This is a genomic window from Brenneria izadpanahii, from assembly GCF_017569925.1.
GTDB lineage: Bacteria > Pseudomonadota > Gammaproteobacteria > Enterobacterales > Enterobacteriaceae > Brenneria > Brenneria izadpanahii.
This window is the reverse complement of sequence record NZ_CP050854.1, coordinates 4,768,529-4,788,031: the sequence shown is the minus strand read 5'-3', so window position 1 is coordinate 4,788,031 and position 19,503 is coordinate 4,768,529. Positions and strand designations below refer to the sequence as shown.

Sequence of the window (19,503 nt, the reverse complement as noted above, 5' to 3'; positions counted from 1 at the left end):
GTTATGGCTATTCACTTGAATGATAGTGTAAATGAAGATGGCGAAATGCATGATATCAACGTGACGCCGTTTATTGATGTCATGCTGGTTCTGCTGATCATCTTTATGGTCGCCGCGCCGCTGGCCACCGTCGATATCCGCGTTGATTTGCCGGCTTCATCCGCGGCTCCCCAGCCTCGTCCGGAAAAGCCGGTCTATCTGACGGTGAAAGCCGACAAACAGCTGTATGTCGGCGATGATGCGGTGAATGAAGCGTCGCTGGCCCAGGCGCTGGATGCGACAACCAGCGGCGATAAAGAAACCACCATCTTCTTCCAGGCGGATAAAAGCGTGGATTATGAAACCATGATGAGAGTGATGGATGCGCTACGCAAAGCCGGATATCTCAAAGTGGGTTTGGTCGGCGCCGAGTCAGCGGCTAAATAAACAATCGACTCAGATTGCTGGCGACCTTGCGACCGTCATTTTCGCGCCGGCGGGAATGACGGTTTCGTCCGTTAAGGGGGGTAGTCATGCAGGCGGCGATCCGAGTGCCGTTCGCCACGCCCTAAGAAGCAGGAACGACCGGGAAAATCATTGTCGGGGAGCGGTTGCGCATTAGCGTGATTCGGGGTGCCGCCAGTGGATATGCATCGGCGGGAGATAACGCTTATCCTGTTGCAGCGGGCGCTCTTCGATCAGCGTAGTGATCATATCAAAACTGTTCCCCGCCAGACGTTCGCTATCTTGTGCGATGGTGTCAATCTTCAACGGTAAACAATCAAACAGGTAGTGATCGTCAAAGCTGCATAGATGGATATCGCTCTCCATCAGGTTATGCTGGCTCAGATAGCGTAACACCCCTTCCAACAGGCCGCAGGCGGCGGTAAAGAGCGCTTTGGGCGGCCGCCCCAACTCGGCGCAGAGCTGAGCGAACATTTCATAGCCGGAGCTGGGATGATAATTACCATGAATAATCCATTCAGGACGGCACTCAATACCTGCCCGCTGTAATCCCAACTGGAAGCCGGCCAGACGATCGCGGGTAGGAGAAATGCGTGATTGGCCGCCAATAAAATAGAATTCATCGCTGTGCCGGCGGGCGACGCGTTCGACAAGTTCGGCGGTCGATTCCACCGATTCGGTTATTACCAACGGTAATTCAGATTCGCCGATCACCCGGTCAAATTGCACAACGGGCAATTGCTGATTGATTTTCTGATATTCGATGTCGTTGAGCATGCTGGACGCGACGATGATCCCGTCGACCTGACGCTGTACCAAACTGTTGACCGCCATCATCTCCTGGCTGGGATTCTCATCCGTACAGGCGATAAGAAGCTGTAGCCCCGCTTCGCGGCACAGCATTTCCAGATCGCGCGAGATAATGGCGAAACCATAGTTGGTCATTTCCGGCACGACCAAGCCCAGCGTATTGCTGCGGGATGAACGCAGCGAACGCGCATGAATGCTGGGCTGATAACGCTGCTCGTGGGCGATGGCCAGAATGCGATCGCGGGTTACATCGGAAACGCGAAATTCTTTGCTGCGGCCATTGAGCACCACGCTGGCCGTGGATTTTGATACGCCGGCGAGGGTGGCAATATCGCTGATTGTTACGCGTTTAGTCTGTTTCACCGCTTGAGCTATCTGCCGTCAGAGAAAAGGGATGTCATTCTATCACGCATGGCGCTAACAGCCAGTGCTGCAATGCCAATCGCCCCGGCCCGCTGAATGAAAGCGTCGCCTCTCCGTCAGGAAAACAGTTGGCGGACATGACGGCCGCGCCATCATTGATAAAGATTTCGACGCTCGAACGATCGAACAGGATTTGCAACTGGTGTAATTCTCCGCGCCAGTAGCGATGTTCCGGTTCTGCGGTACGCCGATTCCGCCGGCTCAGGGTCAGGCGTTCGCCGTCCCAGCAAAGAACCAGTATGGAGGAGATATCAAGCTGGAATTCTCCCTGGGTGGTTAATATAACCTCGGCGCTATTCACCGGTAATTGCGGCGCATAGCTCGCCACGCCCTGCCAGGTATAATGCTGCGTGCGCAACTGCTGCAACTCCCGCGCGGGATGCTGATAGAGCTTGCCTTCGCGCAACGTTAGTTCTCGCGGGCAGGTCATGGTATGGATCCATCCATGGGCGATAGTGGGTTCAAAAAACTCGTTCTCATCAGGTATGGCCATCCAGCCAAACATCAAACGCCGCCCATCCTCGCTTTCTGTGGTCTGCGGGGCATAAAATTCAAAGCCAAGATCCAGTTCGCTGAATCCATGATGCTGGTAAACGCCGTTCTGATAATCCAGCTTCCCAACGAAATAACCCGATTGAAAGGTGTTTAGATAACGTTCCTCTTCCGCGGGGATGCCCTGTGGGCAGCAAATTAGAACATCCTGTTGGTTTAGCCTGAATAAATCCGGGCACTCCCACATGTAACCAAAATCACCCAGCCCGCCAAGCCGGGAGCCGGCGATCTCGGCTACTTTATCCCAACTGCGGAGATCGCCTGAGCGATACAACAGTACCTTGCCCTGTAGCTGTTTATCCTGCGCGCCCAGCACCATGTACCAGTGCGCGCCGTGTTTCCATACTTTAGGGTCGCGCACGTGACCGGTATAACCATCGGGCAGATCCAGCACCGGCCCCAGTTTGTCGTACTCGCCGTCGGCGTTTTCTCTGGCCAGGCACTGAAATGCGGTGCGCGAACCATCGCCGTATTTCACGTTACCGGTGTAAATCAGAACGATCGCGCCATTATCAACGACGGCGGAGCCGGAATAACATCCATGGGTTTCGTAGCTTTCACCGGGCACCAGCGCGACGGGTTCGTGCCGCCAATGAACCAGATCCGCTGAACTCCAGTGCCCCCAGAATTTTGCTCCGTGGGCACAGGCTAAAGGGTTCCACTGATAAAACAGATGGTAACGCCCGTTGTGATGAATAAATCCATTCGGATCGTTAAGTAGCCCCACGTTTGGTGAAAGATGCCAATACGGACGATAGGGATCCTCACCGGTACGCGGCTGGTTAGACATCAGGGCGTGAGCCATACGTTTTAACAAGTGGACTTCCATCATTATTCGCTATCCGTTTTATATTTCAGCAGTAATGAAATGGTAAATGCCGCGCCAAAGGCGATGACCATACCAATCAGGTAACTAAGCATTGAACCGGCCTGAACGATCGCCAGCCCCGGAATACCGGTTAAGCCTACCGCGGTCATATTGACGTGGTTGAATACCACCCAAGCGCCGCCTAACGCCCCGCCCGCCAGCGCCGCCAGGAACGGTTTTACAAAACGCAGGTTGATACCAAAGATAGCCGCTTCGGTGATGCCCAGCAGAGCGGAGAATGATGAAGGGACGACGATGGCTTTAATCTTCGCATCTTTGGTTTTGAAATAAACCGCCAGGCAGGCGCCGCCCTGAGCGACGTTGGCCATTGCCCATATGGGCAGCAGGAAATTGACGCCGATGTTCGGGTTCCCCAATAGGCCTGCCTCGATGGCGTGAAAGCTATGGTGAACGCCGGTGATGACAATCGCGGAATAGAGCCCGCCGAACAGCAGCCCGGCCAGCCATCCTGCGTGCGTAATCAATGTGCTCAGTACGAAAGAGATACCGTCGCCCAGCATACGACCGGCCGGGCCGATGATCACTAAGGCGATAAAGCCGGAAATGACCACGGTCAGGAATGGCGTGATGATGATGTCTAACGCATCGGGCACCACTTTGCGCAGGCGTTTTTCCACCAGGCTCATAAACCAGACCGCCAGCAGCACCGGGAATACCGTACCCTGATAACCCACCATGGCGATGTCCAGACCGAACAGATTCATGGTCTGAAAGCCGCCGGCAACCCCCCAGGCGTTGGTGAGCGCAGGGTGGGTGAGAATGCCGCCCAGCGTCGCGCCAAGGTAGGGATTGCCGCCAAATTCCCGCGCGGCGGTGAAGCCGATAAGAATAGGCAGAATGATAAAGGCGGCGGAGCTGAACATGTCCAGCATAATGAAGATTGCGCTATCGGCGTTGGCCCAGCCATAGGTTTTGATCAAACCGAGCAGCCCCATCAACAGACCGGACGCCACAATCGCCGGAATGATGGGAACGAAGATGTTTGACAGCAGGCGGGCTAGACGTTGCAGCGGGTTTAGCTTCTGTGCGGCCAGCGTGGCGGCTTCAGACTTGCTGGATTCGCTGACTCCGGCGACTTTGATAAATTCGGCGTAAACCTTGTTCACCAGCCCGGTACCGAAAATTATCTGGATCTGGCCTGCATTGTGAAAGCAGCCTTTGACTCCTTCGACATTTTCAATTGCTTTTTTATCGGCCAGGCTATCGTCGTTAAGCACCAGACGCAAACGGGTGGCGCAGTGGGCGGCGCTGGCGATATTCCCTTTCCCGCCCAACAGGGGGATCAGTGCTTTCGCTGTGGCGTTAATGTCCATTTTATTCCCTTTTATTATTGGCTATGAGGTAATCCTCATCGCCGGTTGGCGAAGAGCTAGCCGGCGTTTGTCGCTATATGATTCTTAGAACCAGGTTTCCATCTGGACGCCGAAGTTCCATTCTCCGCCGGCGGTGAAACCGGTAGAGCCAAAGGTGTCGCTGCTTGAGTAGTTATCCAGCCGTTTGTCCCAGTTCATGTAGCTGGCGAATAGACGCAGTTCCGGACGGCTGAAGAAATTAGCGATATCGCCGGTTTTAAAGGTAGGCGCGAAGGTCAGCTTATAAAATCCGCCGCTGACTTTATTCAGATCGCTGTAACCACTTGGATCGAGATCCATATATTGATAGCTGCCTTCATAGGCCAGAGCGAAGTTTTCGGTGATTTCCTGAATCAGCCGAGCATTGAAGGTTACCCATTCATAGCTGTCGCCGTTAACGTAACGATCCTTGCTGCTTTGAGCCAGAATTGCCGGCGCAAAGCTCCAGTTTTTGCTCAGCGGCGTGGTGCCGTAGGTAGCCAGGCGCCAGGTATTGGCCTCATTGCTCAGGTTGCCGTCGGAACCGACGTTTTTAACCTCTGCGCCCAGGCCGTGACCATAGAGCACGGCGACCTTCGCGCTGCCTTCACGTAGCCCGTAGAAGCTATCGCCATGCCAGGCCGCCATGGCGTGGAAGCCTTTATCGCCGGCGTTGGGGTTACTGATCCAGGTGGAATAATTGTTATCGGTTCCCGCTCTTGCTATGTCACTGGCTCTCGCCTCATCAACATCATTGTTTTTCGCTTTTAACCCGCTCAGCATAAACTGGAACGGACCGGCAAAGTTGTTGGCGGTGAAGATATAGTTTTTGATGTCGTTATCCAGCGCGGTGATTTCGCCCAGGCTGCGTCCGTAAAGGGAGAAGTTGCTTTTGAAGCCGTCCGTCCACTTCACGTCATAAATACCGCCGCCGGTACCGGCCAGGAATACCACGTCGCTATCCAGCCAGTGGATATCAAAGTTATCGCGGTCAAAGCGTTTGCCCGCCCACAGCGTGGTGTCTTTCAACGCGCCGGTGAAAGTCGGCAGCGAGCCCAGTTCGACGAAGGCTTCACGTACGTTAAGGTCGCTGCTGCTGGCGGTCCAGTCGTTATAACTGCGCTGGCCGTCGGCCATCATCACCTTGAAGCGGGTGGTCGCGCCGTTGTCCAGCTTCTGTTTGTGTTCCAGTTTCAGTTCAACATAGGTGTCATCTTCGTTGCCTAAGCGGCCGATATGCCCGCCTGTGCTACCCGCCGGCGACATCCCAGGGCCGATATCGGTTTTGGAACTGGTAGCCGAATCATTGATGGATAACCCGGAACGGGCGTAACCGTGAAATTCGAAACCGTCGGCGAACGATTTCTGGTTGGCCAGTTCGGTGGTGCGTTGCTCAACCTGCTGAGCCTTTTGTTCGGTTTGCGCGGTGCGGGCCTCCAGTCGCTGAGTCTGTTTTTCGGCGGCTTCTGCTCTGGCTTCAGCTATCTGTGCGCGCTGTTCAGCCTGTTGCAGTCTTTGCTCCAGCGCATTCAGACGGGCTTCAATGCTGTCTGTACTGGCGGCGGAAGCATAGAGCGGGCATGAGAGTAACAATCCAATTGCTATAGCGAGTCGGTTTGGTTTCATTTTTTTATCTCTTCTTATTCTTAAAGGAGTTTTTTATATGCTAAAAATCCGTTTTTGCTAAAATGCTAAACCGGTTTTCCCGAGGGAAAATAATAGGGGGGATATCAGGTTGGCAAGGAACTTTACCAACCTGTTTCAGTAACTGTGATCCTGGCTACAAAACAGGATCGATAAGCGGGAGTAACGGCTGGGGCTAGGGTCTGGCCAGAGAGGTTGAATGGAGTTGTTGCGCAAGAGGCAGGGCCGTCATCGCGCCTTTCGCCGTCGTTGCCAGCGCGCCGCAAAGCTGCGCCTGTTCGATCACATTATCCCATGAAGTCGGCTGCGATAAGTCGTCATATTCGGCCAATCCCTGCAATAACCCGGCGACAAAAGCGTCGCCAGCACCAGTGGTATCCACCGGCGTTACATAAGGCGCCTGAAAGTGTCGCCGCTGCTGACGGTCGTGCAGCCAAACGCCTTCACTGCCCATGGTGACCAACAGCAGTTTAATCGGGTAGCGTTGCATAAGCTGCTCGACCCCTTGTTCCACATCGTCGGTTGTGCTGAGAAAAGCCAACTCTTCACGCGATAATTTAACCACGTCCGCCAGTTCCAGAGCCTGGTTCAGGCACTGTTTCAAGGTTTGTTCGCTGGACCAGAGATCCTCACGGATATTGGGATCGAAGCTAACCCATCCGTTTACGGCTTTTATACGCCGCATCGCTTCGAAGGCCGTGCTGCGCGAGGGCTCCTGGGATAAGGCAATGGAACAGAGGTGCAGCCATTCGCCCTGTTTGAACTGGGGCAGATCACTCGGTTGTATAAACAGATCGGCACTGGGGCGAACCATAAAGGTAAATGAACGTTCGCCCTGATGGTCCAGGCTGACCACCACGGTGGAAGTCCGATGCTCGCTGTCTCCGATCATGCGATGCGTATCGACCTGTTCCCGAGCCAGCACGTCGCGCAGAAAATGACCGAAGACGTCATCGCCTACCCGGCCGATAAAGGCGCTTTGGCCTCCTAATCTGGCAATACCCACCGCCACATTCGCAGGCGCGCCTCCCGGGCATTTGAGATAACGTTCTGCGTCTTCTGGAATGAGATCAACCACGGCGTCACCCATCACCCAAATTTTGTGTGCCATAAAATTACTCTTATCAGGGATATTAGAATTGCTTGCTAAAATAGAAGAATCGGTTTAGCTACGCAACTTATTAAGGGGGCATGTTAGTCGTAAGTTGTAAAAAAAGTGATGGCGGCATCATATTTTCACCCTTTAAGCAGGCGGTTTATGCCTTTTAGCGCGCCATATCCGTTAAATAAAAACGGATTCCGTCCGATACCAAATAAGGAATAGTCTGACAGGCATCGCATCAGGAACCATGGCGAAAAGGAGAAGGGATATGCGCGGCTGCACCTCTTGCCAAATTCGATCGGATATCGGTGATATCGCCGATCTTAAATCCAATACCTTCACGTACGCGCTACCCAAGATAAGCATCGTTGCCACACGCCAGCAACCCGATCGGTGCAATAACCGTGCGTAATTACAATCTGTTATGGGGGCTATGGGCGGTATGGGCCTTATTGGTGCTGCTCTGGCTGGTTGATATCTATCTGGATTTACCCGCTCTGTTTTATGGGAAGGCATTGGCCGCCATGTTGGGAATGGGGCTAATGGCGGTTTTTTATAAACTTAAAAGGGACAAGCCGATGTTTTCATTTGAAAAAAACAAAAAATCCATCGAAAAGCAACAAGAGATTAGTGAAATAAACAACCCGGCGGAGTTGATTAATTCAGTAAGCCCTGTGCGAGTGAAAAAAGACACTTTTATTTCTCAGGAGGCGCAGATAACCGGCAAGGTGAAGACGGAGGGAAATATCACCGTTGAAGGTCATGTCGTCGGCGATCTGTTTTGCGAAAATACCATTAAAGTGGAGCACTCCGGCAGCGTTAAAGGTGAAATGAAATCGCAGCGGATTATTATTGATGGTCATGTTGAAGGCCGTATTGAGGCCGGCGCGGTATCCATACTGGCGCAGGGAAAGATGGTCGGGGATATCTTTTCTGATGAGCTCTCTATTGAGAAAGGCGGCGTCTTCATCGGCCAGTCGAATACGTTGCAACAGGAGTCGCAGGGTCAGGAAAAGCTGGGTTATGTGGATAAGACCGAACAGGAAGATATTGTGACGATGGCGGGAAACACGCCGCTGGCGTAAGGCAAAGCGGAGAATAATCTTGTCGGGCGGGTATCAATGACGAACGGTTCCCGCCCGGCCGTAGCGGATTGATATCTGAACGCTTTCCTGATATCCGCGCAGCGCCAGAACGCCGAAAGGTGTGCGGCGGTATTGCTCTGCCATATTGGCTGTGACTGAAATCATCGTTTTTTCCTTGTACCGGCAGCGGCATTAACGCTGCTAAGCCGCCCCGTGAGTTCCTGAGTAATCAATATCACGTCAATCCGCTTTCCCTGCCAGCGAACGAATCGCGCTAAACCATCGCCATTCGCGTTCTTTGGAAAACGCTAAATTAACGGGGTTACGATAGAAAAGCGCGATTTAGCGGGGGAAATTCACTGAAATAATGCACGTTCTCGCATATTAAGCGCAGTTATAGGGCGAAAGTCTTGATCCGCCGCATATCAGCGTGACTCTGACCAGCAGCTTTATTTTTGTCCACGTATAATTCACTCCTCTGTTCCCTGATTAATAAACTATCAGCTATTAGCCAGGGTTATATAAACCCCATTTTCTTACAACGAAGAATTTTTCTATGCCAATCAGTCTGATCCAACCCGAACGCGAGCTATTCTCCTACCCACGATATTGGGCCGAGTGTTACGGCACCGCGCCGTTTTTTCCGATGTCGCGCGAAGAGATGGATCAGTTGGGCTGGGATAGCTGTGATGTCATCATCGTTACCGGCGATGCGTATGTGGATCATCCGAGTTTCGGCATGGCGATTGTCGGACGAATGCTGGAGGCGCAAGGGTTTCGCGTCGGCATCATTTCTCAGCCCGACTGGACGTCGAAAGACGATTTTCTGCGGCTTGGCAAGCCTAATCTGTATTTTGGCGTCACGGCGGGAAATATGGACTCGATGATAAATCGTTACACGGCGGATCGAAAACTACGTCATGACGATGCCTATACGCCCGGCAATATTGCCGGGAAAAGGCCGGATCGGGCCACGCTGGCGTATACCCAGCGCTGCAAGGAAGCCTATAACGACGTCCCGGTGATTCTGGGGGGCATCGAGGCCAGCCTGCGGCGTATCGCGCACTATGATTACTGGTCTGATACCGTGCGGCGTTCGGTGTTGGTGGATTCCAAGGCGGATATGCTGGTCTATGGCAATGGCGAACGTCCGCTGGCGGAGGTTACGCACCGGTTGGCGGCGGGTGAAGCGATTAGCGATATTCAGGATGTGCGCAATACCGCGGTGATGCGGAAAACGGCGCTGCCCGGCTGGACGGGCGTGGACTCGACCCGGCTCGATAAGCCCGGCCGCATTGAGCCGATCTTGAACCCTTATGGCGAAGATTTACCTTGTTCGGAAGGGGAGAGCCCGGCGCCGGATGCGGCTCGGCCGATCAGCGTGCGGGCGCCGAAACCCAAGCCGTGGGAGAAAACCTATGTGCTTCTGCCCTCATTTGAAAAGGTGAAAGCCGATAAGGTGATGTACGCCCATGCGTCGCGGATATTGCATCACGAAACCAACCCCGGCTGCGCCAGAGCATTGATGCAAAAACATGGCGATCGCTATGTCTGGATCAATCCTCCGGCCATCCCGCTTTCCACTGAGGAAATGGATGCCGTGTTTGCGCTGCCGTTTCAGCGCGTCCCTCATCCTTCCTACGGTAAGGCGGTCATTCCCGCTTACGATATGATCCGTTTTTCGATCAATATCATGCGCGGATGTTATGGCGGCTGTTCTTTCTGTTCGATCACCGAGCATGAAGGACGGATCATTCAGAGCCGCTCGGAAGCGTCGATCGTCAAAGAGATCGAAGAGATTCGTGACCATGTGCCCGGATTTACCGGCGTTATCTCCGATCTGGGCGGACCGACGGCGAATATGTACATGCTGCGCTGCCAATCGCCGCGCGCCGAGCAGAGCTGTCGGCGGGCGTCCTGCGTTTATCCTGAGATCTGTCCGCATATGGATACCAACCATGAGCCGACGATCAAACTTTACCGGCGCGCCCGCAGTCTGAAAGGCATCAAAAAAATCCTCATCGCTTCCGGCGTTCGTTACGATCTGGCCGTCAAAGATCCGCGCTATATCAAAGAGCTGGCCGAGCATCATGTGGGCGGATATCTCAAGATCGCGCCGGAGCATACTGAGAGCGGGCCGCTGTCAAAAATGATGAAGCCCGGAATGGGAAGCTATCACCGTTTCAAAACGCTTTTTGACAGTTATTCAAAGCAGGCGGGAAAACAGCAATATTTGATTCCCTATTTTATTTCGGCGCATCCGGGAACCCGGGATGAAGATATGGTCAATCTGGCGTTATGGCTGAAAGAGAACCGTTTCAGACTGGATCAGGTGCAAAACTTCTATCCTTCCCCGCTGGCGAATGCGACCACCATGTATTACAGCGGCAAGAATCCGCTCGGCAAAGTGGGCTACAAAAGCGAGGATGTCGTCGTGCCGCGGGGTGAACGGCAGCGCCGCCTGCATAAGGCGCTGCTTCGTTACCACGATCCGGCGAACTGGCCGCTGCTGCGCGAAGCGTTGACCGCGATGGGAATGAAACGCCTGATTGGCAACCGGCCCGGCTGCCTGATCCCGGCGGAGGCGCCGGGGGAACGCGCCGCCTCGCGGGGACGCGCGTCCAGCCGTCCGGCGTTGACCCGTTTTACCTCGCCGGCCATCGTCCGCCAGTCATCCGATAAATCCGAAAAAAAACAGACGTCGGGAAATTCTCCTATGGCTAAAGGCATCAAGAGCGGTAAACATGCTGGTCAGCCGTCATCGGTTAATCGGAATAAAAAGACGTCGGGCGCGTTTTTTAAAGCCGATCCGCAGCGGCCCGGAGGGGGGCGGGCAGGGAAAGCCCGCCATAAAAAACCGGCTTAATATCGCGGCTTAACGGTAACAGGATATGTCCGTTCAGCGCCTTGGCCGAGAGCCCGAAACAGGGGCGGAGGATATGTGGATACAGAGAATACGCTTCTGGCCATCTCCCGTTATTTGAAAAAGCTGCATGTGCTGACGTTATGCGTGGGTGAAAATTCGGATTTATGGTGTGCGAGTTGCTTCTACACTTATGACGAACAGCAGGTCGCATTTTATCTGATGACGGAGCTACATACGCGTCACGGCGAGCTAATGTCCCGGCAGCCGTTGGTAGCCGGGACGGTAAGCGGTCAGCCGAAAAGCGTCATGTTGATTAAAGGCGTACAGTTTCGTGCGCTGGCCGAACTATTGGAGGGAGAAGAAGAGCAACGGGCGAGGGCGCTTTACAATCGGCGTTTCCCGATCGCCAAAGCGGCACATGCACCGATCTGGCGCTTGCAATTGACGGAATTGAAGATGACGGACAATACGCTGGGATTTGGCAAAAAGCATCACTGGCAGCGTTAAAAGAAAGAGAGTAACAGGGGGAGAAGTATGAGCCGGATATTGCTATTGGGTGCGACAGGTCTGGTTGGGAATGCGTTGTTAAGGCTATTAAAGGCCAACAACCGGGTGGAAACGATTTATGCGCCGACCCGAGAGCCGCTGGCCCCGTCAGAAAACGTGGTTAATCCACATGATCCAGATCTTTTAGTGGCGCTTTCCCAAGTTACGGATCCGATCGATATCGCATTTTGCTGTTTGGGATCGACGATCAAGGCTGCCGGCAGTAAGCAGGCGTTCAGACACGTGGACTACACGCTGGTGGTGGATGGCGCGAAAGCGGCTTTAGCGCTGGGCGCGAAACATTTTCTGGTGGTTAGCGCGCTCGGCGCCAGTACGAATTCGCTTTTCTTTTACTCACGGGTGAAGGGCGAAACCGAGAAGGTTTTACGCGAGCAGGGGTGGCAGCATCTGACATTGGCCCGGCCTTCAATCCTGTTGGGAAAAAGAAAGGTCCGCCGTCCCCTGGAAAGTCTGACTGCGCCGTTATTTCGTATTCTCCCGGCAAAATGGCAGGCTATCGAAGGGAAAACGGTGGCTCAGGCATTATTGAATCAGGCCTTTTCTCCCGAGCCCAAAGCAAGAGTGACGGTTTTGGAATCAAAGCAGCTACGTGCGCTGGGCAAGCAGAATTCATTCCTGTAGATGAAAGGTTAACGTAGGTAGTGGATGACCTGGTTACTGCTGCCTCGCCAGATTAGCGACGGATCTTTGAGATCTTGCACGAACTTTCCGTCGACCAGTACGTTAATCAGGGATACAACCTGTTGTTGTTGTTCGGTCAATTCGGCCAGCACATAGCCAGTCCAGACCCAAATGTCTTTACTCGGACACTCCGCGCGTATCCGCTTTACCAACCGCAGAATATCGGGAACGTTCTGCGGGTGAAGCGGATCGCCGCCGGATAGCGTAATACCCTGCCGGGGAATATTGGTATCCTGAAGATCGGCGATGATCCGATCCTCCAGTTCCTGAGTAAACGGATGCCCGGAGTTTAGCCGCCAGGTGCTTTTGTTATAGCAACCGGGGCATTGATGTACGCACCCGGACACAAACAGCGTGCAGCGCGTTCCCGGTCCGTTGACCACATCCACAGGGTAATACTGGTGATAATTCATGGCGTTTTTACTGTCGTAATGGGCTTATAGCAATGTATCTCAGCTTGTCATGCCCGCAGGTTCCCGCCTGCGTGGGGAAGCCCCCAGCGATACCTGTTTGTCGGGAAAGCGCTCTCGCCTCCGCCGGCGCGATGAGGGATCTACAAGGCCGGCGATATCGGCCGGCCGCGCAGATCTGCGTTAACTTAACCGAGCTGTCCGTTGCCTAAATGTTTGATCCGGCGTTTTACTTCTTCCTGCTTGCCGGCGTTGAACGGACGCGCATCCGGGCTGCCGAGGTAGCCGCAAACCCGGCGGGTGACGGAGACGCGGGACGAGTCGTGATTACCGCATTTCGGGCAGGTGAATCCCTTGCTGGTACACTCGAATTCACCGGTGAAGCCGCATTCGTAGCATTCGTCGATCGGCGTGTTGGTGCCGTAATAAGGTACGTGGTTGTAGCTGTAATCCCAGACGTCTTCCAGCGCCTTCAAGTTATGTTGCAGATTCGGGTATTCGCCGTAGCAAATGAAGCCCCCGCTGGCCAACGGCGGATACGGCGCCTCAAAATCGATTTTCTCGTACGGGTTGACCTTTTTCTCTACGTCCAGGTGGAAGCTATTGGTGTAGTAACCCTTGTCCGTTACGCCCTTGACCACGCCGAATTCGGCGGTGTCTAAGCGGCAGAAGCGGTCGCACAGGTTTTCGCTCGGCGTGCTGTACAGGCTGAAGCCGTAACCGGTCTCTTCTTTCCAACTGTCGGTGGCTTTTTTCAGATGGGCGACGATAGCCACGGCTTTTTCACGCAGCGTTTCATTGTCGAATACATGGACTTCATTGCCGAACAGCGCATTAATGGTTTCATGAATTCCGATGTAGCCCAGCGAAATGGAAGCGCGCCCGTTTTTGAAGATCTCCGCTACGCTGTCGTCCGCTTTTAAACGCACGCCGCAGGCTCCTTCCATGTACAGAATGGGAGCGACGCGGGCCTTCACGTTTTCCAGCCGGGCAATACGCGTCATCAGCGCCTTTTTCGCCAGCGTCAAACGCTGGTCGAGCAGTTCCCAGAACCGGGTTTCATCACCGTTGGCTTCCAACGCGATGCGCGGCAGGTTCAAACTGATTACGCCCAGATTGTTGCGGCCATCGTGGATCTGTTTGCCGTCTTCTTCATAAACGCCGAGGAAGCTGCGGCAGCCCATCGGGGTTTTGAAAGAGCCGGTGACTTCAACCACCCGATCGTAATTCAGGATATCGGGATACATGCGCTTGCTGGCGCATTCCAGCGCCAGTTGTTTGATACTGTAATTCGGATCGCCGGGCTTGCGGTTCAGCCCGTCGCGGATGGCGAACACCAGTTTGGGGAAAACCGCCGTTTTATGGTTTTTGCCCAGTCCGGCGATGCGGTTGCGCAGAATGGATTCCTGGATCAGCCGGGATTCCCAACTGGTGCCCAGCCCAAAGCCGAATGTGACGAAAGGCGTCTGACCGTTGGCGGTGTGCAGCGTGTTTACCTCGTATTCCAGCGACTGGAAAGCGTCATAACACTCTTTTACCGTCCGGGTGTGGGCATACTCTTCGGCTTGAGGAATATTCCACTCTTTTGCCACGGCCTGATGTTTTTTATGGCTGGCGGCGACAAACGGAGCCAGAATTTCATCAATGCGGTTAATCGTCGTGCCGCCGTAAATATGACTGGCGACCTGAGCTATGATCTGCGCCGTTACGGCGGTGGCGGTAGAAATCGATTTCGGCGGTTCGATTTCCGCATTGCCCATTTTAAATCCCTTGGTCAGCATGCCGCCGAGGTCGATCAGCATGCAGTTAAACATCGGGAAGAAGGGGGAATAGTCGAGGTCGTGGTAGTGAATCTCGCCGCGCTCGTGGGCGAGCACGACATCGCGCGGTAGAATATACTGTTTGGCGTAGTGCTTGGCCACGATGCCCGCCAGCAGATCGCGTTGGGTAGGGATGACTTTACTGTCTTTATTGGCGTTTTCGTTCAGCAAAGCCATGTTGCTCTGTTCCACCAGCCCGCGGATTTCCTGATTCAGACGGCCGTGGCGTTCACGAGCGATATCCCGATCGTGGCGATACTCTATATAGGTGCGCGCCAGCTGTTTGTATTTACCGGACATCAACAGATTTTCAACTGCATTCTGGATATCGCGAATATCGACGCGTCGTTTATCCTGCATTTGTTGAGCGACCGCGGCGGCAACGGTTGCGCAGTAATCAGAATCGTCGATACCTGCGGCCTGCGCCGCTCGTTCTACGGCTTCTTTGATGCGTATTTCATCAAAAGGTACCTGGCAACCATCCCGTTTAATCACTACTGGCTTCACGATCTGTTCCTCTGTCAATGTTATCCACAGGTAAATCACAGCTGCCGCTAGCGGAGGAAGCTGTGGATGATGTTGTGGATAACCACTATATGTGGGTATTTTTAATATAATAGACCCCATATGTAGTTATTGGCTTGAGAAAGTAGATATTTTATTGATCTAGGACAAAGAAGTAAGAACTCAGTCGAAAGGGTGTTCGGCGCATATTTTTTGTACAGATAAAGCCGGTTGATTTTCCTCGTTATTTTTTCAGCGTGGCTTACGGGGCATTTATTGAGAATACGGGGCATTTATTGAGAAAATATGCTTGACGTTTTTTTACTTGTCATATTCTGGTGATGCTTCTCTGCAAGCCGCCGTTCGGTCAGGTTAAAAATGTCTCCCGAAAATTTTCCTGCCGGGTTTTCCCGCCGGCGGCGCGCCAGGCGATTTTTTACGCTGACGCGCCCCTTCATGGTGCGTCAGCGCGCCCGATGTGCCACGATGGCGCACCCTGGCTATTGGTCCGGCACTATAATGGATATGCCATGATCGGCCGGGCGATCGCTACTCGATATGACCCGCCCCAGGCTCAGGGAACGGCTGTTTTCTTTGGGAACGTATCCGGCAGTGAGAGAAAACGCAGCCATAAAACCGAAGAGTCGCCGGTCGTCAATCCTATTCCCGCGGCTGTGAATAGCCGGTAATTCAGTTGCTTCCTCCATTTTCTCTTTTAGATAAAAACCTTTTTATAAATAGAAAAAATATCGCCTGAAAAGATTGCGATAAACATCTTGACGCTTTTTTGTTTGCTGTCATATTTTATTAAAAGTGCAAATGGAACTTAGTTCCAAAAAATGGAACTTTCGCGATAAATATACAAATATCTGATAGTGACTATCAGAAAAAATAGCAATTAAAAGCACCAAGATGGTGCGCGGAGGGGAATAAAGTTTGTTTTTCTTATTCCTCGATTTAGGCATGTCGAATTCAGAAGCATACCTTTCTTATAATGTAAGGGATCAGGGGTGAATGTGAAAAAATTATCTTCTATTTCAATTTGTTGTGTTCTGTGTAGTTTAATGGTTTCAGGATGTAATGATAATAGCGCTCAAGGGACGACGCTGACGATAGGATTGGAAGCCGTGCCAAGAACTCTCGATCCGGTTAAATATACCGGAACTTATGAGTCCAATATAATGATGAATATTTTTAATACCCTGGTCTATTACGACAAGGATTTGAAAAATATTATTCCCGGTCTGGCGACAAAATGGACGGTAAGTTCGGACCTGCGCGAATATATATTTGACCTGCGCGACGATATTTATTTTCAACCGGGAAAATTTCAGCAAGGCCGTAAAATGACGGCGGAAGATGTGAAATATAGCCTGTTGCGTTCGGCAAAAGAGTCGGTAATGAAGCGCGCCCGCATGATTTCCGATGTTCAGGTTATTTCTCCAACGCAGGTAAAAGTGACGCTCGGCGAGCCGAATGCGGCTTTCCTTGCGGTACTGACGGATATCGGCAACGCCATTGTGCCGAAAGAAGAAGTCGAAGGGCAGGGAAATGCCTTTGCGCTGAACCCGGTGGGGACCGGCCCGTTCGTTATGAAAGAGTGGGGCAAGGATGAGAAGATCGTTCTGGCGCACTACGACAAATACTACGATAAAGCGGTCAAGCTGAATAAGGTGGTCTGGAAGTTTATCCCCGACCTGAACATGATGACCAACTCCCTGCTGACCGGCGAGATCGATATAGCCAGCAATATCGATGGTCCGAACCGTAAGGCCGTAGAGAGCGGCGACAAAACCGCCCTGCTTGCTACGCCGGGCATGAACGTCACCTTTAGCGCCATGAACATGCGCGTTGGGCCGACGAAAGATATCCGGGTACGCGAAGCTATTCTGAAAACGGTCAATATGGACGACATCGTCGGCTCGGTTTTCCAGTGGGGCGGGGCCAGCCGTTCATGGTCGCCGTTGCCTAAAGGTTCCTGGGGATACGATGCCGATGCGCAGAAGCTGGCCGTTCAACCCGATATTGAAGGAGCGAAAAAACTGCTGGCGGACGCAGGCTACCCTAATGGTTTTCAGGCCACGCTGGTGACTCCGCAAGATCCCGACCGAATTAAGGCCGGCACTATCCTGCAACAGCAGTTGAAGAAGGTCGGTATCGAAGTCTCGGTTAAAAGCATGGAGTGGGGATCGTTCAGCGAAATGGTGTCCAAGGGCGAGCCGACGTTCTACAACCTGAGCTGGTCCTGGTATCCCGATCCAGACTTCTTCCTGTATCAGATGTTCTCCAGCAAACAGATTGGCTCGCTGGGCAACGGGCAGGGTTACAGCAATCCTGAAGTCGATCGGCTGTTGACTGACGCGGTAGGCAAGAGCGGCGACCAGCAGGAGCGCGCCAAACTCTACGTTCAGGCCCAGGAGAAAATACTGGCCGACTATCCGCGTATTGAAGGCTGGACCAAAGACTTTGTTAACGGCGTCAGCAAAAAGGTACAGGGCTATCAAGTCTCTTCCGACGGCATGTTGCGCATCATCACGCCCGATACGCACGTCACGCTGGCTGAGTAAGGAGGCTCGTCACGATGATCCGTTTTCTGGTTAATCGCATACTGCAAACGGTTATCGTGCTGTTTCTGGTGGCGACGGTGGTCTTTTTGATCACCCGCATTATTCCCGGGGATCCGGCGGCGATTATGCTGGGCCCTCAGGCCACCGTCGAGGCAGTGCACGATCTGCGCGTCAAACTGGGCTTGGATCGGTCGTTGCTGGTGCAGTATGGCTATTTCCTCAATAGCCTGCTGCATGGCGACTTGGGGTTTTCCATTTATTACGGCGAATCGGTCAGCGCGCTGATATTGGAAAGGTTGCCCAATACGCTGCTGCTGGGCGGTTTTGCCTTGCTCCTCTCCTTGCTGGTGGCGATCCCGGTAGGCGTTTTCTCCGCCGTGCGTCAGCATAGCTGGTTCGACTATATCAGCGTGCTGATGGCGCTGATCGGCGTGTCCGTTCCGGTTTTCTGGCTGGGATTACTTCTGGTGCTGCTGTTTTCCGTTCATCTTGCCTGGCTGCCGGCAACCGGCATGGGAGATATCGACAACGGGCTGGGCGACATCCTGCGCCATCTGATCCTGCCGGGAATCGCGCTTTCCACCATTCCTATGGCCACCTTCGTCAGGATCACGCGAACCTCCATGCTGGAGGTTATCAACGCGCCCTACATCCGTACCGTACGGGCAAAAGGACTGTCTGAATTTTCCGTTATCGGTAAACACGCTTTTCGCAACGCGTTGAATCCCATCCTTACCGTGTTGGGCATCCAGATTTCGACGTTGCTCAGCGGGGCGGTATTGACGGAAACCATCTTTGCCTGGCCGGGGATGGGGCGGCTCATCATCAGTTCGATTGAAAAGCGGGATTTTATGGTGGTACAGGGCACGGTAATGTTTGCCGCGCTGATTTTTGTCTTTGTGAATACCTGTATCGATCTGCTTTACGCGGTGGTGAATCCCAAGATCGATATTAACAATAGCCAGGGAGAAGCCTGATGGATGTGATGCGTCGTTTTTGCCGCAACCGGATGGCGTTGTTCGGGCTGATCATCGTGGCGCTGATTGTTCTGATGGCGCTGTTCGCGCCGTGGCTGGCGCCCCACGATCCCAATCAAATGCATCTCGACTTTTCGCTTAAATCGCCGGGCTCCGACGGTTCGCTGTTGGGCACCGATAACTATGGGCGCGACATTCTCAGCCGGATTATTTATGGCTCGCGCATTTCCATTCTCATCGCGTTCATGGCGATCGCCATCGGCGGATTGAGCGGAACGGTGCTGGGGTTGATCGCCGGTCACTACGGCGGCTGGATTGACAGCGTGATTATGCGTCTGATGGATGCGCTGTTCGCTTTCCCTTCCGTGTTGCTGGCCATCGCCCTGATGACGGTGCTGGGCGACGGCATCGTCAACCTGATTATCGCCATCAGCATTGTTAACGTGCCCAACTTCGCCCGCATTATCCGTGGGGAAGCGATGGCGATCAAAAAAGAGAGCTATATCGAAGTGGTTAAAACGTTGGGCGCGCGTGATGCCCGCATCATCTTTTTTCATGTGCTGCCTAACACCATCGCGCCGTTGATTATTTACGGCACCATGAGTATCGCCGGGGCCATTCTGTCTGAAGCGGCGCTGAGTTTCCTCGGTTTGGGCGTACAGCCGCCCACCGCGACCTGGGGGAATATGCTGCGCGACGGACAGGAGTTCCTGCGTGTCGACGCGACAATGACAATTACCGCCGGTATAGCCATCCTGCTGACCGTACTGGCGTTCAATCTGGTTGGGGACGGTTTTCGCGAAGCCCTCGATCCAAAATTAAAAAAATGAG

16 protein-coding genes are annotated in these 19,503 nt (G+C 53.3%); 8 read left to right on the top strand and 8 right to left on the bottom strand.

Going from position 1 to position 19,503, the window contains the following annotated elements; translation table 11 throughout:
• Window positions 1–3: 3 nt before the first annotated feature.
• On the top strand, window positions 4–426 hold the full coding sequence (gene exbD / locus HC231_RS21405; protein WP_208228684.1) for a TonB system transport protein ExbD: 423 nt from the start codon (window positions 4–6) through the stop codon (window positions 424–426).
• A gap of 171 nt (window positions 427–597) precedes the next feature.
• Here the strand turns inward: exbD and HC231_RS21400 are convergent, their stop codons facing one another.
• The 5 genes from HC231_RS21400 to HC231_RS21380 all read right to left on the bottom strand — a co-directional run bounded on the left by HC231_RS21400 (window position 598) and on the right by HC231_RS21380 (window position 7,204).
• Window positions 598–1,617 carry a substrate-binding domain-containing protein gene (locus tag HC231_RS21400; RefSeq protein WP_208228683.1) on the bottom strand — a complete coding sequence of 340 codons (1,020 nt, stop codon included), beginning with the start codon at window positions 1,615–1,617 and terminating at the stop codon, window positions 598–600.
• Window positions 1,618–1,651: 34 nt separating this feature from the next.
• Window positions 1,652–3,061, bottom strand: coding sequence for a glycoside hydrolase family 32 protein (locus HC231_RS21395; protein ID WP_208228682.1), 1,410 nt, complete (start codon window positions 3,059–3,061; stop codon window positions 1,652–1,654).
• Window positions 3,061–4,431 (bottom strand): sucrose-specific PTS transporter subunit IIBC, encoded by a 1,371-nt coding sequence (locus tag HC231_RS21390; protein WP_208228681.1) that lies wholly within the window; start codon window positions 4,429–4,431, stop codon window positions 3,061–3,063. Before HC231_RS21390 ends, HC231_RS21395 begins: the two co-directional genes overlap by 1 nt.
• Window positions 4,432–4,515: 84 nt before the next feature.
• The gene (locus tag HC231_RS21385) at window positions 4,516–6,075 is read right to left on the bottom strand and encodes a carbohydrate porin (RefSeq protein ID WP_208228680.1); all 1,560 of its coding nucleotides are present in this window, start codon (window positions 6,073–6,075) and stop codon (window positions 4,516–4,518) included.
• 193 nt (window positions 6,076–6,268) lie between these two features.
• Window positions 6,269–7,204 (bottom strand): aminoimidazole riboside kinase, encoded by a 936-nt coding sequence (locus tag HC231_RS21380; protein WP_208228679.1) that lies wholly within the window; start codon window positions 7,202–7,204, stop codon window positions 6,269–6,271.
• A gap of 395 nt (window positions 7,205–7,599) precedes the next feature.
• On the opposite strand from HC231_RS21380, the gene HC231_RS21375 reads away from it, so the two are divergent.
• The gene (locus tag HC231_RS21375) at window positions 7,600–8,280 is read left to right on the top strand and encodes a bactofilin family protein (RefSeq protein WP_246494609.1); all 681 of its coding nucleotides are present in this window, start codon (window positions 7,600–7,602) and stop codon (window positions 8,278–8,280) included.
• A gap of 33 nt (window positions 8,281–8,313) precedes the next feature.
• Here the strand turns inward: HC231_RS21375 and HC231_RS24195 are convergent, their stop codons facing one another.
• Window positions 8,314–8,445, bottom strand: coding sequence for a hypothetical protein (locus HC231_RS24195; protein ID WP_281397356.1), 132 nt, complete (start codon window positions 8,443–8,445; stop codon window positions 8,314–8,316).
• 391 nt (window positions 8,446–8,836) lie between these two features.
• Between HC231_RS24195 and HC231_RS21370 the strand changes: the two genes are divergently transcribed.
• The 3 genes from HC231_RS21370 to HC231_RS21360 all read left to right on the top strand — a co-directional run bounded on the left by HC231_RS21370 (window position 8,837) and on the right by HC231_RS21360 (window position 12,334).
• Window positions 8,837–11,146, top strand: a complete 2,310-nt coding sequence (locus HC231_RS21370; protein WP_246494607.1) for a YgiQ family radical SAM protein — start codon at window positions 8,837–8,839, stop codon at window positions 11,144–11,146.
• Window positions 11,147–11,221: 75 nt separating this feature from the next.
• On the top strand, window positions 11,222–11,653 hold the full coding sequence (locus tag HC231_RS21365; protein ID WP_208228678.1) for a YhbP family protein: 432 nt from the start codon (window positions 11,222–11,224) through the stop codon (window positions 11,651–11,653).
• A gap of 27 nt (window positions 11,654–11,680) precedes the next feature.
• Window positions 11,681–12,334 (top strand): NAD(P)H-binding protein, encoded by a 654-nt coding sequence (locus HC231_RS21360; protein WP_208228677.1) that lies wholly within the window; start codon window positions 11,681–11,683, stop codon window positions 12,332–12,334.
• Between the two features lie 8 nt (window positions 12,335–12,342).
• Here HC231_RS21360 and nrdG read toward each other — a convergent pair whose 3' ends face one another.
• The gene (nrdG, locus tag HC231_RS21355) at window positions 12,343–12,807 is read right to left on the bottom strand and encodes an anaerobic ribonucleoside-triphosphate reductase-activating protein (RefSeq protein WP_208228676.1); all 465 of its coding nucleotides are present in this window, start codon (window positions 12,805–12,807) and stop codon (window positions 12,343–12,345) included.
• Window positions 12,808–12,992: 185 nt separating this feature from the next.
• A complete protein-coding gene (nrdD, locus tag HC231_RS21350; RefSeq protein ID WP_208228675.1) occupies window positions 12,993–15,131 on the bottom strand; it encodes an anaerobic ribonucleoside-triphosphate reductase in 2,139 nt (712 codons plus the stop codon).
• Between the two features lie 1,178 nt (window positions 15,132–16,309).
• On the opposite strand from nrdD, the gene HC231_RS21345 reads away from it, so the two are divergent.
• From HC231_RS21345 to HC231_RS21335, 3 genes are read left to right on the top strand one after another with little or no spacing between them, the layout of a single operon-like run.
• Window positions 16,310–17,695 (top strand): ABC transporter substrate-binding protein, encoded by a 1,386-nt coding sequence (locus HC231_RS21345; protein ID WP_246494605.1) that lies wholly within the window; start codon window positions 16,310–16,312, stop codon window positions 17,693–17,695.
• A 14-nt stretch (window positions 17,696–17,709) separates the two neighbouring features.
• Window positions 17,710–18,672 (top strand): ABC transporter permease, encoded by a 963-nt coding sequence (locus HC231_RS21340; RefSeq protein WP_208228673.1) that lies wholly within the window; start codon window positions 17,710–17,712, stop codon window positions 18,670–18,672.
• A complete protein-coding gene (locus HC231_RS21335; protein WP_208228672.1) occupies window positions 18,672–19,502 on the top strand; it encodes an ABC transporter permease in 831 nt (276 codons plus the stop codon). The genes HC231_RS21340 and HC231_RS21335 overlap by 1 nt, the downstream gene beginning before the upstream one ends.
• The last annotated feature ends 1 nt before the right edge of the window (window position 19,503 follow it).

Bases quoted from the DNA above. Each gene is read 5' to 3' on its own strand.
- exbD (WP_208228684.1), top strand. From the start codon at position 4: ATGGCTATTCACTTGAATGATAGTGTAAATGAAGATGGCGAAATGCAT.
- HC231_RS21395 (WP_208228682.1), bottom strand. From the start codon at position 3,061: ATGATGGAAGTCCACTTGTTAAAACGTATGGCTCACGCCCTGATGTCT.
- HC231_RS21390 (WP_208228681.1), bottom strand. From the start codon at position 4,431: ATGGACATTAACGCCACAGCGAAAGCACTGATCCCCCTGTTGGGCGGG.
- HC231_RS21385 (WP_208228680.1), bottom strand. From the start codon at position 6,075: ATGAAACCAAACCGACTCGCTATAGCAATTGGATTGTTACTCTCATGC.
- HC231_RS21380 (WP_208228679.1), bottom strand. From the start codon at position 7,204: ATGGCACACAAAATTTGGGTGATGGGTGACGCCGTGGTTGATCTCATT.
- HC231_RS24195 (WP_281397356.1), bottom strand. From the start codon at position 8,445: ATGATTTCAGTCACAGCCAATATGGCAGAGCAATACCGCCGCACACCT.
- HC231_RS21370 (WP_246494607.1), top strand. From the start codon at position 8,837: ATGCCAATCAGTCTGATCCAACCCGAACGCGAGCTATTCTCCTACCCA.
- HC231_RS21360 (WP_208228677.1), top strand. From the start codon at position 11,681: ATGAGCCGGATATTGCTATTGGGTGCGACAGGTCTGGTTGGGAATGCG.
- nrdG (WP_208228676.1), bottom strand. From the start codon at position 12,807: ATGAATTATCACCAGTATTACCCTGTGGATGTGGTCAACGGACCGGGA.
- HC231_RS21345 (WP_246494605.1), top strand. From the start codon at position 16,310: ATGATGAATATTTTTAATACCCTGGTCTATTACGACAAGGATTTGAAA.
- HC231_RS21340 (WP_208228673.1), top strand. From the start codon at position 17,710: ATGATCCGTTTTCTGGTTAATCGCATACTGCAAACGGTTATCGTGCTG.
- HC231_RS21335 (WP_208228672.1), top strand. From the start codon at position 18,672: ATGGATGTGATGCGTCGTTTTTGCCGCAACCGGATGGCGTTGTTCGGG.